The sequence below is a fragment of the Photobacterium sp. GB-210 genome (assembly GCF_003026075.1).
GTDB lineage: Bacteria > Pseudomonadota > Gammaproteobacteria > Enterobacterales > Vibrionaceae > Photobacterium.
Map to the genome: position 1 here is coordinate 368,137 of NZ_PYNU01000001.1, position 14,037 is coordinate 382,173.

The following is a 14,037-nucleotide window of genomic DNA, read 5'->3' on the forward strand; positions in this document are numbered from 1 at the left end:
GATACCTGTTGGGTATCATTGCTGGGTTGGCAGATAGTTATATGAATATTAAGCGGCGTGATAAAGCTCAGAAGTTCGCTTTGCATGAATAAGCGAAGCATATAAGTTTTTTGGTGATGCCGAGATAGGACGAGGCTCTTCTGGTGGAAGCTTGCGACGTTCGTGTACTGAAAGGTTGTGAAAGATATCTTCAGGTAATCCTTTAGTGTTCTCTGCTGGGAACGTTAACGCTGTGGGTTGCAGGCCGTGTAGTAAACGGGTACTCGCAATACCTGATTCATGGAAAGCTTTTGCCTGATCCGCAGAGCGTTGGTAACAATGTTTTGATGTGGTCAGCGGTTGAGGAAAAGGTAGCTCAAAATAAGCACGTAGTTGTTGCTCTGTTTGAATCTGCTCAGGCTCGTTATCTTGCGGTGTGTTTTCCATTAATTCAGAAGATAGCAATGCAAGCATTAATGAGAAATCAGCACGACGACCAGATTCAACCGCTTGGTTGAGTCCTGTACCGAGCTGGATCTCATTGATCAGCATATTATCTAAAGAAATGTGTTGCATGGAAAAGTAAGCCTTAATCATAGTGATAGTCTTTATATCGACATCAATGCCAAGAGCTTTAATTTTTTATATTATTAATAAAAATAAAAAAGCCCTGTCGTGATAACACGACAGGGCTTTCAAAAGGTATTAACCGAGAAGATTAAAACTTAGGTTTGACACCGAACTGGTGAGCAGCATAGGCGACACGCTCTTCAGGTGTTGGCGTATGTGCAGAAGTACCGATATTTTCAATATGGCGAAGGCGAGGGAGTAAACCACAACCATTTGCAATTTGAATGGCCAATCCTGGTCGAGCATTGAGCTCTAGCACCATAGGGCCTTTCACTTTGTCTAACACCATATCTGTACCCATGTAGCCTAAGCCTGTCATTTCCCAAGCACTCGCAGCAAGCGTTAGTAGCTTGTTCCAATTAGGTACTTGAAGCTCGCTGAGTAAACGATCAGTATCTGGGTGGTGTTCAATTGGCTGATTAAATTGAACTGCTCGTACCGCTTTACCTGACGCGATATCAATCCCGACACCGACAGCACCTTGGTGCAAGTTTGCTTTGCCATCGGACGCAGAGGTCGAACAACGCATCATCGCCATCACAGGATAGCCTTTAAATACGATGACACGAACATCAGGTACACCTTCAAAACTAAAGCCATCAAAAACATTATCAAATTGGATCAAGTTTTCGACCATGGCGACATCATTTTTACCACCCAACGAGAATAGTCCCGCGAGGGTATTGGTAATATGACGTTCAACATCTTGTTTATTGATTTCTGCACCAGACGGTTTTACATAAATACCGTCTTTGTGCTTAACAATAACTAAAATGCCTTTACCGCCCGAGCCTTGTGCGGGCTTAATCACAAATCCAGGCCAATCTTTTACCATATCGTGGATTTTTTTTACTGAGCCTTGGCTATCGATAACACCGATCAAATCAGGAACGGTTGCACCGGCTTGTTGGGCGATAAATTTTGTTTTTAATTTATCATCAACAAGAGGATAAAGGCTGCGATCATTATAGCGACCAATGTAGCTATGATTACGCTTGTTCATCCCCATGATGCCACGTTCTTTCAGCTTGTTTGGTGAAGTAAAACGTGCAAGTAAATTCATCGATTAATCCTCAGTTAGCGGCTTAAAACGACGAAGTTCACTTAAACGATAACCTGTGTAGTTACCTAGCATTAGGATGGCAGCTAGAATGATGAACTGCACACCAATGAAGTTAAATGTTAGGTGACGGATCATAGGGTTCGTCATTGCAAGGTACACAAGGATCGCAGTGAGTAGTGAACCACCACCTTGTACGAAGACTTCTTTCGCCCCTTCTTCTTCCCATAGAATCGACATACGTTCGATAGTCCATGACAAGATGATCATTGGGAAGAAGGTAATTGTTAGACCTTCAATAAGACCAATCTTAAAGGCAACAACCGTGAATATTGAAATGATCAATATTACGGTAATAATTACCGCGGATATTCGTGAGACTAAGAGCAAGTTCAATTTCGATAAATAACTTCGAATAATTAAACCTGTACCAACAATCAATAAGAAACCAACAATACCCGTTAATAATTGTGTTTGGACAAACGCAACCGCGATTAACACTGGCATGAAAGTACCAGAGGTTTTCAAGCCAATAATCACGCGAAGGAATACCACAATCAGGGCACCAATAGGAACAAGCATAATGGTTTTAAACATTGCTTGTTCTTCGAGTGGTAATGAGTGGATTGAGAAGTTTAATAAGTCTTCGGCTTTAATCTTCTCTTGCGTAGCACGCTGTGGTGTGATGTCTTGAGCAATGATAGAAAAACTAATATTAGAATTTCGACCACCAACAACATCTAGCATCGCACTGCCTTGTTGGTTCCAAATCATTACATCCGAAGGTTTGCCTTCTTCGCCAGTAGTCAGATTAAAGAGCTTCCAACTATTGTTATCCCACACTTCAACCATCGGCATCACTGTTTGGCGACGACGACCATCTTCAAGTTTTAAACCGCTAACAATACGCGAATGGATACCTTCAAGTGAAAGTAAATTCGTAATGGCTTCTTGCGGACTCATAGAATCAAGTAACACAGATGCGTTTTGGTTTTGTTTATCTTGTAATTGGCGAATAAGCTCACGGGCAAACGTGGTGTTGTTCGCAGATAAATTACGCGCCTGTGTTAACAGTGCTGTTGCTGCTGTTTGTTGTGGGTTACTTAAACTAACCGCTGCAGGTTCACCTTTAGGTGGGATCTCTTTGTACTGCGCTTGATCATCAACAAGAAGCTGAGTTTTGTAGTAAAGCACTTGCTTACCCATTGCGGTACGCGTAGCCCAGTCAGCTTGGTGACCTTCTTTCGTATCATGAATAAGTACAGAGTAGCCAGGAGGAGACGACGTACTTTCATCAATTAAGGTAAAGCCTTCCTGTGTTTCAGGCGTGGCCATTTTAACTTGTACAGGATCACCAACAGCATCGAATTGAACACGTGCTTCAACTTCCCATACTGCACGCTCTTCGCCTGGTGTCCACGGCACACCGTAGACATCGTGGCGATACATGCTCAACCCTAAACCTGCAATAATTAGCAGTGAAATAAGGATATAAAAAGGTACTCTAGACGTCATGACATCCTCATCATTTATTTATTAGCACTAACTGGCTCTGGTTTTGGCTCAGTTTTTCCTTGAACAAATTCTTTACCCACATCAACGAGTGCAATGTCTTTAAAGAACTCACGACCTAATAAAACAGGGAAATCCATCTTAGTTCGATCTGCAAGCGTGAATTGCGCTTTTTCATGTAAATTGCCAAGCGTGATCCAAGCTTCAATTACAGGACGACGTACCGCATCTTCTGAAGTTGATTGACGGATACGAACCCAACGCAGAATAGGTGCTTCGATAGTTTCAGGCGTTGCTTTATCGTTTTGTGCTTTTTCTTCTGGTGTATCTTCTGCTGAATCATGACTCAGGTTAAAACGTACCCATTCTTTTCCATCTCGTTCAAAAGTTTGTACATCAACAGCATTTAAAGAAGAGGTGGTTGCACCTGTATCGACACGTGCTTTAAAGAATGATTTAACCGAATCAAGCCAAACCCACTCTTCCTGACCAAGGATAGCTTTACCATTGGCTTGGGTTGGATTATCTTCAATTTTAGGCTCAACAGGCACTCGAACAATTTGTTTTTCAACAATAACTTTAGGCTTTTCTAGGCTTTTTTGCTTAATAAACTTTAGATCTTTAGATATAGACGCTAATTTACTTTCGAGTTCGGTAATATATTGCTGTTGTGAATCCATTCGGGTAGAAACAGTATCGAATTGAGAATTAATATTCTGTTCTACGTTGCTGATCGCTGCCAAGGTTTCTTGATGATCTTGAGGCTGCGTGGTTGAACACCCTGTCAGTATTGCAATTGTTATTAATGGTACGCTGAAGCGAAGCATCATATCTCCTATGTGCGTCTATTTTCTAATGTCGACCGTAGTTTACCTTACAAAAAGGGATGCGAACAGCATCCCAGTGTCAGTTACTAGTCAGGATTGCGGGCTATTAAAACCGCACGTTTTGGTGCTGGATATCCTTCGATAGTTTTTGACGGATTTTTTGAATCTAAGTATTCCGGAAGGGAATTATTTGTCATCCAATCTGTCGTTCTTTGCTCATCTGTTGTTGTTATATTCTCATCAACAATACGGACATCAACAAAGCCACATTTTTCCATCCACACTTTTAATGCTTTTGCTGATGGGAAGAAATAAACATTGTGCATTTGGGCGTAGCGGTGAGTTGGAACCAATACCGCATTTTCATCACCATCAATCACCAATGTTTCTAGAATGACTTCACCGCCTTTACGCAGTTGATTCTTTAACTGAATAATGTGATCGAGCGGTGAACGACGGTGGTACAGGACTCCCATACTAAATACCGTATCAAATGCTTTTAATTCGGGCAGATCTTCAATACCTAATGGTAATAAGAATGCGCGATCATCGTTGCCCATTAATCGCTTAATGGCTTCAAATTGAATTAAAAATAAGCTTGATGGGTCGATACCGACGGTAAGCTTTGCACCTTCACCCAGCATGCGCCACATATGATAGCCATTACCACAGCCTACATCTAATACGCTACGGCCTTTTAGTGGTGTAATGTGAGGCAGTACACGATCCCATTTCCAATCTGAGCGCCATTCCGTATCGATATGAATATCATGCATGGTGAATGGGCCTTTACGCCAAGGGTGAAGCAAACGTAATAGACTTTCTAAACGTTTTTTCTCACCATCGGCAATCGGAACTTCATTACGAACACTGACTTCATTTTTTAAATCAATAATATCGGGTTTATCGGTTGGGAACTTTTGCAATGCGCGAACCCAACGAGCCATATCCCCGTGCTCTCTATTTTCCCAATCACTTAATTGTTTAGGTAGAGTATTTAGCCATGGACGTAATGTTTCATGCTGGGCAAGAAGCTGATAAAAATCAGAAAAACTAAACATATGGAACAAAAAACCTTATTTAATCGCAAACATTGAGCCGAAATTGAAGCACTGGAACCATACTTCAGAACTAGAAAAGCCTATTTTCTTGAAACGTGTTTTGTGGGTTTCAATACTGTCAGGGCGCATCACATTTTCTATTGCGCTCCGTTTTTGGCTGATCTCTAGCTCGCTATAACCATTTGCTCGTTTAAAATCGTGGTGTAAATCAATCAATAATTCATTGGCACGTTCGTCATCGAAAATATATTTCTCCGACAAAATTAAAATACCGCCAGGGCGTAAGCCAGCATAGATTTTTTCTAATAATGCTTGGCGATCTTCAGGTACAAGGAATTGGAGAGTGAAATTTAAAACCACAACTGAAGCGTCATGAATATCAACATCACGGATATCAGCTTCAAGTACTTGCACTGGTGTGTCAGAGCGATATGCGTCCACTAATAATCGGCATCGTTCAACCATAGCAGCAGAATTATCAATTGCTAATATTTCGCAACCTTCTTGCTGAATATGGCGACGCATAGAAAGAGTGGCTGCCCCTAAAGAGCAACCAAGATCAAAGACTTTAGAATGAGGCTTGGCAAAGCGCTCAGCTAACATGCCAATTGCTGAGATGATATTACTGTAACCCGGCACAGAGCGTTGGATCATATCAGGGAAGACTTCAGCAACACGCTCATCGAACGTAAAATCACCGAGTTTTTCAATTGGCGCAGCAAAAATATTGTCGTGGCCTGCCATTTCTCACGAACCTCATAATATATAAAGAACAGGGATCCATTGTACGTATTGAGCATCAAACTTTGCTGATACTCAGGCGATCCATCACCTTTGAAAGGTCGCGTATTGTAGAGAAAATAGCAGCATTTGTCTTTAATGATTTCTGATTTGTTCTTTGATTGATTATTTGCGTTTATAGCAAAGAGATTTGTGGCGTACTTATTTCAGCAGCACTGGGCATAGCAAGTTCGGGGAGTGGCGAAAGAGTGTGGTTTTCGCTGATAAGGTTATCGCGTAACACATTATAAAGCCGACGGGCTGATTCAGGCGCAGCATTATTGTCTGGGGTATGAATAAAGAGATAGGGCGTTTTACCTTCTTTGATCCATAAAGGCAGTCGTTGTAGCCAGTTTTTAAAAAAAGGATCGTTACACGCATCATCAGGATGACCAATAAAGCGGATCACAGGGTTATCAGCGGTTGCGATTGCATGAACTGGCACGCGAGGTTTCTTCTTTTGTGCATCAATCACCGCTTCTGTATTCGCTATGGCTGAAAAGACAGGACGGCTATCCATAATAATGCGGTTACTGCCTTTTTCTAACAGCATTCGATTAAGTGCTTTTTCCTCTTCGCCTTTGGCAAAGAACACAGGATGGCGAACTTCGACACCGGTAGTAAAGTGGCGTGGAAACTGATCTAAAAAGGCATCGAGTAAGGGTAAATCGTGAGGACTAAACCTCGCAGGTAGCTGAATCATCCATACGCCCGTTTTTTCTTCAACCGGCGACATGGTATTGAGAAAATCCACCAAGCTTTGATTACTATGACGAAGCTGCTGCTGATGGGTGATGGTTTGGGGAATTTTAAAGGTAAATTTAAATCCACTGTCAGGTGTCGCACCGTTCCAATTTTTTACCGTCGTCATGCTCGGAATAGCGTAAAAGGTGGTATTTCCCTCGACAGTATGAAATACCTCTGCATAGCGAGCTAAACGGTCACCATTTTTACAGCCTTTACCGTATATGCTTTGCTGCCAATGATTGTGTGACCATTGAGATAACCCAAGATATAACGGTAAAGATAAATCAGAAGGTGAAGACATAATAATACTTGGGTTTATTAAGTTGAGAGTGATGGTTTATCTTACGTGATTTTGTTTGTAAAAGTCTAAATCGCCGTAGATATTTGGTCATAATAAGACTTTAAAGTCGTCATAACGAATTGGTGATGAATTACCGTCGGATCACTTCGCTTATTGAGGCTGTTTGGGTATAATGCCTCGTTATTTTTGCCTCTTGGCCTTCTTGCTATCCAATTTAGACGATAAATTAGACAGCAAGCGGTCGGGATTGAATTCGCCTGACGTTTAGCGTTATCGACACTAAACGCAGGAATGTAAAGTATATAGATTGGGAATTTCTTATGCGCACCCATTATTGTGGACACCTGAACAAGTCCCTTGCAGGACAAACAGTCGATTTATGCGGCTGGGTAAACCGTCGTCGTGATTTAGGCGGCCTTATCTTTATTGATATGCGTGATCGCGAAGGTGTGGTTCAGGTTGTTATTGATCCTGATATGACTGAGATCTTCACACTAGCAAACCAATTACGTAACGAGTTTTGTATTCGTCTAACGGGTGAAGTGCGTGAGCGTCCTGAAAGCCAATGTAATAAAGACATGGCAACAGGTGAAGTTGAGGTTTATGCAACTGGCCTTGAAATCATTAACCGTTCTGACGCGTTACCGCTTGATTTCAACCAAAAGAACTCTGAAGAGCAGCGTCTAAAGTACCGTTACTTAGATCTTCGTCGCCCAGAAATGAGCGATCGTATTAAGCTACGTGCAAAAGCATCAAGCTTCGTTCGTCGTTTCTTAGATGACAATGCATTCCTTGATATTGAAACACCAGTACTAACAAAAGCAACGCCAGAAGGCGCGCGTGATTACTTAGTACCAAGTCGTGTTCACAAAGGTAACTTCTACGCATTACCACAATCACCACAGCTATTTAAGCAGCTGCTAATGATGTCTGGTTTTGATCGTTACTACCAAATCGTTAAGTGTTTCCGTGATGAAGACTTACGTGCTGACCGTCAACCTGAATTTACTCAGATCGATATCGAAACATCTTTCATGACAGCTGAAGAAGTGCGTGCTGTAACTGAAAAGATGATCACTGAAATGTGGAAAGAACTACTAAACGTAGATCTAGGCACATTCCCAATCATGTCTTTCGAAGAAGCAGCGCGTCGTTTCGGTTCTGATAAGCCAGATCTACGTAACCCACTTGAGCTAGTTGATGTTGCAGACATCGTTAAAGATGTTGATTTCAAAGTATTCTCAGGCCCTGCTAACGATGAAAAAGGTCGTGTAGCGGTTATCCGTGTACCTGGTGGTGCTGAGCTAAGCCGTAAGCAAATCGACGAATACACTAAGTTCGTGGGTATCTATGGCGCGAAAGGCCTAGCATGGATGAAAGTTAACGATCGCGCTGCAGGTTTTGAAGGTGTTCAATCTCCTGTTGCTAAGTTCCTTAACGAAGAAGTGGTTGCTAATCTTCTTGAGCGCACTCAAGCAGAATCTGGCGACATCATTCTATTCGGTGCAGACAGCAAACGTGTTGTAACAGAAGCGATGGGCGCACTTCGTCTGAAACTAGGTGAAGATCTAGGTCTAACAGACAAGTCAGCATGGAAACCACTTTGGGTTGTTGATTTCCCAATGTTCGAAGAGAACGAAGATGGTTCACTATCTGCAATGCACCACCCATTCACATCACCATTAAACCTAACACCAGAAGAGCTAGCGGCTAACCCTGCAGCAGCGCTATCAAATGCGTACGATATGGTAATCAATGGTTATGAAGTGGGCGGTGGTTCAGTACGTATCCATAACTCTGCTATGCAATCAACAGTATTTGATATCTTAGGTATCTCTGCTTATGAGCAACGTTTGAAGTTTGGTTTCCTACTTGACGCTCTGAAATTCGGTACGCCACCACACGCAGGTCTTGCGTTTGGTCTTGACCGTCTTGTAATGCTTCTTTGTGGTACAGATAATATCCGTGATGTTATCGCGTTCCCTAAAACAACGGCAGCAGCATGTCTATTAACTGACGCGCCAAGCCTAGCAAACCCAGCAGCACTAGAAGAATTATCTATTGCCGTTAAAATTGCTAAGAAAGACGAAGAAGCAAAAGACGCAGAGTGATCTGATTAATTTGCTGTAATAAAAGCCGATGACTTATTTGCCACTTTTTAGTGAACGCCTATAAGACATCGGCTTTTTTGTCTTTTGTTGATTCCTTTCTGCTGTCCATCTTATTTGGTAAAAGTGTTTTGTTCGCTTTAACCTCTTATTTGGTTTATGTTTTCATGCAAGCAAAAAAATTAACATTGCCTGATTGGAGATAACATGGCTGGACACAGTAAATTTGCCAATATAAAACATCGTAAAGCAGCTCAAGATGCTAAACGCGGTAAAATTTTTACTAAGTTAATTCGTGAGATTACTGTAGCCGCTAAAGAAGGTGGCAGTGAGCCAGAAAATAACCCTCGATTACGTGCTGCCATTGATAAAGCACTATCAAATAACATGACTCGAGATACTATCAACCGTGCAGTAACACGTGGTGCTGGTGGTGAAGATGACGAAGGCGTAGAAACTGTCATTTATGAAGGTTACGGTCCTGCGGGTACGGCGGTAATGGTTGAGTGTTTAACGGATAACCGTAATCGAACAGTATCTGGCGTACGTCATGCTTTCTCTAAAGCGGGGGGGAATCTTGGCACGGATGGCAGCGTAGGTTACCTTTTTGATAAAAAAGGCGTGATTTCTTATGCGGCGGGGTTAGATGAAGATGCTGTTATGGAAGTCGCGTTAGAGTCTGGCGCTGACGATATTGAAACTAATGACGATGGTTCAATCGATGTTTATACGACACCTGCAGATTTCGGTAGCGTGAAAGATGCATTAGATGCCGCAGGTTTTACAGCAGAAAATGCAGAAGTAACCTTAGTGCCATCAACGAAGGCTGAGTTAGATGCAACAACAGCACCTAAACTATTACGCTTAATTGATGCATTAGAAGATTTGGATGACATTCAAGAAGTCTACCATAACGGTGACATGTCAGATGAAGTAGCAGCTACGCTTGAATAATTGCTACTAATAGTAGTGAAAAATGTCGATAATTTTAGGTATAGACCCCGGCTCTCGTATTACGGGGTACGGGGTAATTCGTCAGGTTGGACGTAATTTAGAGTATTTAGGAAGCGGCTGTATTCGCACCTCAGAGCCTGGTATTCCTGGACGATTAAAGCAAATCTATGCAGGCGTGTCTGAAGTGATCACGCAATTTCAGCCTGATTTTTTTGCCATTGAAGAAGTGTTCATGGGCAAAAATGCCAGCTCTGCGATTAAATTAGGTCAGGCGCGAGGCAGTGCAATTGTTGCAGCGGTAAATGCAGATTTGCCGGTCAGTGAATATGCCGCGCGATTGATCAAACAGGCGGTAGTCGGAAACGGTGGGGCAGATAAAGCGCAAGTACAACATATGGTTTGTTCCGTATTAAAGCTAGCAGGTAAGCCTCAAGCTGATGCTGCTGATGCTTTAGCTGTTGCGATTTGTCACGCGCATACCTATAAAACCTTAGTGGCAATGGCAGGGAAAGCGACGGGAGCACGAAAGGGGCGTTATCGTTAATAAGCTTACTATTATTAAAGATGAGACACTTAAGGCATATATTTATTAAGATATTTGTTATAGAAATGTTAACAATCTATAGTGGTCAGAGGTCTAACGATAATAAGTAAGGAAGTGATCATGAACCCTGCCACTTTATGGCGCAGTATATTTATGCCGCGCCAACCTCAATGGACAACAGCACAACAACGCCAAGCCGATATCCTTTCCTTATTTACTTTTATCGCTTTTCTCGTTGGTATCTATAGTTTGATTAAATGGTCAAACCATGGTCATGATAATCTTGTTTTTACTTCTGTCATATTGATTGTATTAGAACTCCTTGCTATTTCGAGCCTGCGTTGGCTTCAGCAGCCTTTAATATCTTTAAATTTAGGTTTTATTGGTATGGCAATCCACGCGCTGAATATTATTTATCAAAGTGGTGGTGTGGTTGATTCAACGCAGACTTATTGGGTGCCTTTGTTAGTTGTCTCTTTCTTCCTATCGGCAACGCGCGCGATGGCTATTCTTTGGAGTAGCTTGATCATTTGTGTTTCGGCTTACATGACATACCAATATATGCAGGGTGTTTCATTTCCACAGCTTTCTTTATCTCATACAGCACAGCAAATTGAGGTTTGGTCTGGAACCGTATTGCCATTGATTGTCATTGGTATTGCATTAGCTTTTACGGCGAAACAACGTGATATAGCAATTAATCGTGCCGAGAAAGCTAAGCTAAAAAGTGAATCAGAGGCCAGTAAAGCAACTGAAGGAGAATTACGTCTATCTGATGTATTACTTCAAGCGAATAATAATTCTGAACAATTAAAGCAAGTATCTTATAGCTTAGCGAATCAATCGTCTCAGCTAGATAGCCAAGTCAATGAACTGAATATTAATAGTGAATCACAAGCCAGCGCTGCTGAACAAATGAGCCATCAAGTACACCAAATGGTCCTTGGAGTTGAGAGCTCAAGTCAGTTTGTTGAGGAATTACGTGAAAAAAGCGACGTGGTTTATGAGCTGGCGCAAAAAAGTTCGGCGCACTTAGAAGATTCAACGCAAGCGATCAGCCAAATTATTAATAGTCATGATGAGATTATGAAAGTGGCGGACTTAATCACCTCTGTTGCTGAACAAACCAATTTGCTTGCGCTAAATGCTTCGATAGAAGCGGCTCGTGCTGGAGATCAGGGAAGGGGATTTGCGGTTGTAGCAGATCAAGTACGGGAGCTTTCGGCGAAAAGTAGTCAATCTGCCGTTGAGATCCGCCATCTATTGGATCGTAGTGAGCAGGAAGTACGGCACGGTCAAGGTGTGATTAACGCCAGTACTGAACGGATGAATAATATCATTCAGCAAGTCACAACGATTTCGCAAGATGTACAAGGGTTATCGGGTTTGATGGCAGCTCAATCAACCGCATTAAAAGAGCTGGATGAAGCGAGCAGTGAAGTTGCTAATAGTGTGGTAAATACACAAAGTGTGGCTGCAATAGTTGCACAACATGGTACAGAATTAAATCAGCAAGTGGTTGCTGTTCGTCATTTAACACAACAACTTGATCAAGTTGTTTCTCACTCTTCGTAAAATCGATAAAGAACTGGATGTCTATCCAGTTCTTTACTATTCTAGTGCCAGTTTAAATTCACTATAGAGATGATGTTTTGATTGGTCGACTACGCGGAATTGTAATTGAAAAGCAGCCACCTGAAGTATTACTTGAAGTTGGTGGGATTGGTTATGAAGTGCAGATGCCAATGAGCTGTTTTTATGAGTTACCACAGATCGGCCAAGAAGCCATTATCTTTACTCACTTTGTGGTACGAGAAGATGCGCAACTACTGTATGGCTTTAATAATAAAAATGAACGTGAGTTATTCCGTGAAGTAATTAAAGCGAACGGTGTTGGGCCTAAATTAGGCTTAGCAATTTTATCAGCTATGACTGCAAGTCAATTTGTTCGTAGCGTTGAATTAGAAGATGTGACTACGCTAGTTAAAATCCCCGGAGTCGGCAAGAAAACAGCAGAACGTTTAGTTGTTGAAATGAAAGATCGCTTAAAAGGGTGGGGTGAAGGTGACTTATTTACGCCAGCACTTGATACAGCGGCATCCAATGCTCCGATCCAAGATCCATCGAATCAAGCTCGCGCTGAAGATGAAGCGGTGAGTGCATTGGTTGCACTGGGTTATAAACCACAAATTGCCGCGAAAGTGGTTTCTCAAGTCACACAACCAGAGATGAGTAGTGAAGCGATTATTCGTGATGCACTCCGCTCAATGGTATAACCCTGTAAGTTGGGTATAGGCATTAAAATATGATTGAAGCTGATCGACTGGTTTCTGGTAATTTCGAAACAACCCGTGAAGACGATATAATTGATCGCGCAATACGACCTAAATTACTTGATGATTATCAAGGACAGGATCATGTTCGTGATCAAATGGAAATATTTATTAAAGCGGCAAAGATGCGTGATGAAGCCTTAGATCATTTATTGATCTTTGGTCCTCCAGGATTGGGTAAAACAACGCTTGCAAATATAGTAGCGAATGAAATGGGGGTAAGTATTCGTACAACCTCAGGCCCTGTACTTGAAAAAGCCGGTGATTTGGCTGCGCTACTTACAAACCTTGAAGAAAACGATGTGTTGTTTATTGATGAAATACATCGTCTAAGTCCTCAGGTTGAAGAAGTACTTTATCCTGCAATGGAAGATTACCAATTAGATATTATGATAGGTGAAGGCCCAGCCGCACGCTCAATTAAAATTGATTTGCCACCCTTTACTTTAATAGGTGCAACGACACGAGCGGGCTCATTAACGTCACCTCTACGTGATCGTTTTGGTATTACACAACGCCTTGAGTATTACAAAGTAGAAGATCTCAAAGACATTGTAGGCCGAAGTGCTAAATGTTTAGGACTATCAATGGAAGAAGGCGGCGCGATGGAAATGGCCATGCGTGCTCGTGGCACGCCACGTATCGCTAATCGTTTGTTACGGCGTGTGCGAGATTACGCTGAAGTAAAAGGTAACGGACATATTTGTCCTGATATCGCTAATAAAGCATTAGACATGCTCGATGTTGATAGCAGCGGTTTTGATTATATGGACCGTAAACTTCTATTAGCTATTATTGAAAAGTTTATGGGTGGCCCTGTCGGTTTAGATAACTTAGCAGCAGCTATTGGTGAAGAGAAAGATACAATTGAAGATGTACTTGAACCGTATTTGATTCAGCAAGGTTATTTACAACGGACACCAAGAGGCCGAATTGCGACACATCGTGCATATCTCCATTTTGGTTTAGATCTTCCTAAAAATACGAAGTAAAATAAAAAAATCAGAAAAATTAAGCGTGGCGATTAAAGTCACGCTTTGTTGTTTAATAATTTTATTATATTGTGAATTTATTGTTATTTTGATTTGATGTTTATTTATCACGTTAGTTATTTAAAAATCAATTTTACTATTTACTCATGATTCAAGTAATATTTATCTGTTTTTTATTATCAAAAATATGATTATGGTTTTCATTTTTA

General features: G+C 41.6%; 13 protein-coding genes. 6 read left to right on the top strand and 7 right to left on the bottom strand.

The features are described 5' to 3' along the window. Positions 1-48: 48 nt before the first annotated feature. The 7 genes from C9J38_RS01830 to C9J38_RS01860 form a co-directional block, all read right to left on the bottom strand. The gene (locus C9J38_RS01830; protein WP_107205614.1) at positions 49-555 is read right to left on the bottom strand and encodes a VC2046/SO_2500 family protein; all 507 of its coding nucleotides are present in this window, start codon (positions 553-555) and stop codon (positions 49-51) included. 142 nt (positions 556-697) lie between these two features. Beyond that, complete coding sequence (locus C9J38_RS01835; RefSeq protein WP_105060595.1) at positions 698-1,672, bottom strand: alpha-L-glutamate ligase-like protein; 975 nt, start codon at positions 1,670-1,672, stop codon at positions 698-700. A 3-nt stretch (positions 1,673-1,675) separates the two neighbouring features. Beyond that, the gene (locus C9J38_RS01840) at positions 1,676-3,184 is read right to left on the bottom strand and encodes an inactive transglutaminase family protein (protein ID WP_107205615.1); all 1,509 of its coding nucleotides are present in this window, start codon (positions 3,182-3,184) and stop codon (positions 1,676-1,678) included. A 14-nt stretch (positions 3,185-3,198) separates the two neighbouring features. After that, on the bottom strand, positions 3,199-4,008 hold the full coding sequence (locus C9J38_RS01845) for an ATP-dependent zinc protease (protein ID WP_107205616.1): 810 nt from the start codon (positions 4,006-4,008) through the stop codon (positions 3,199-3,201). Between the two features lie 86 nt (positions 4,009-4,094). Continuing rightward, positions 4,095-5,069, bottom strand: coding sequence for a tRNA 5-methoxyuridine(34)/uridine 5-oxyacetic acid(34) synthase CmoB (cmoB, locus tag C9J38_RS01850; RefSeq protein ID WP_107205617.1), 975 nt, complete (start codon positions 5,067-5,069; stop codon positions 4,095-4,097). 15 nt (positions 5,070-5,084) lie between these two features. Next, positions 5,085-5,813, bottom strand: coding sequence for a carboxy-S-adenosyl-L-methionine synthase CmoA (gene cmoA, locus C9J38_RS01855; RefSeq protein WP_005370656.1), 729 nt, complete (start codon positions 5,811-5,813; stop codon positions 5,085-5,087). Between the two features lie 172 nt (positions 5,814-5,985). Continuing rightward, positions 5,986-6,897 (bottom strand): DUF72 domain-containing protein, encoded by a 912-nt coding sequence (locus tag C9J38_RS01860; protein ID WP_107205618.1) that lies wholly within the window; start codon positions 6,895-6,897, stop codon positions 5,986-5,988. A gap of 320 nt (positions 6,898-7,217) precedes the next feature. Between C9J38_RS01860 and aspS the strand changes: the two genes are divergently transcribed. The 6 genes from aspS to ruvB all read left to right on the top strand — a co-directional run bounded on the left by aspS (position 7,218) and on the right by ruvB (position 13,828). Next, positions 7,218-9,008, top strand: a complete 1,791-nt coding sequence (gene aspS / locus C9J38_RS01865) for an aspartate--tRNA ligase (RefSeq protein ID WP_107205619.1) — start codon at positions 7,218-7,220, stop codon at positions 9,006-9,008. A 204-nt stretch (positions 9,009-9,212) separates the two neighbouring features. Next, positions 9,213-9,959, top strand: a complete 747-nt coding sequence (locus tag C9J38_RS01870; RefSeq protein ID WP_107205620.1) for a YebC/PmpR family DNA-binding transcriptional regulator — start codon at positions 9,213-9,215, stop codon at positions 9,957-9,959. Between the two features lie 22 nt (positions 9,960-9,981). Beyond that, positions 9,982-10,503 carry a crossover junction endodeoxyribonuclease RuvC gene (gene ruvC / locus C9J38_RS01875; RefSeq protein WP_005370662.1) on the top strand — a complete coding sequence of 174 codons (522 nt, stop codon included), beginning with the start codon at positions 9,982-9,984 and terminating at the stop codon, positions 10,501-10,503. Between the two features lie 120 nt (positions 10,504-10,623). After that, entirely contained in the window at positions 10,624-12,078 is a 1,455-nt protein-coding gene (locus tag C9J38_RS01880; protein WP_107205621.1) for a methyl-accepting chemotaxis protein, read from the top strand. A 77-nt stretch (positions 12,079-12,155) separates the two neighbouring features. Beyond that, positions 12,156-12,779: a Holliday junction branch migration protein RuvA gene (ruvA, locus tag C9J38_RS01885; protein ID WP_107205622.1), complete on the top strand. Its 624-nt coding sequence runs from the start codon at positions 12,156-12,158 to the stop codon at positions 12,777-12,779. A 29-nt stretch (positions 12,780-12,808) separates the two neighbouring features. Continuing rightward, on the top strand, positions 12,809-13,828 hold the full coding sequence (ruvB, locus tag C9J38_RS01890) for a Holliday junction branch migration DNA helicase RuvB (RefSeq protein ID WP_107205623.1): 1,020 nt from the start codon (positions 12,809-12,811) through the stop codon (positions 13,826-13,828). The last annotated feature ends 209 nt before the right edge of the window (positions 13,829-14,037 follow it).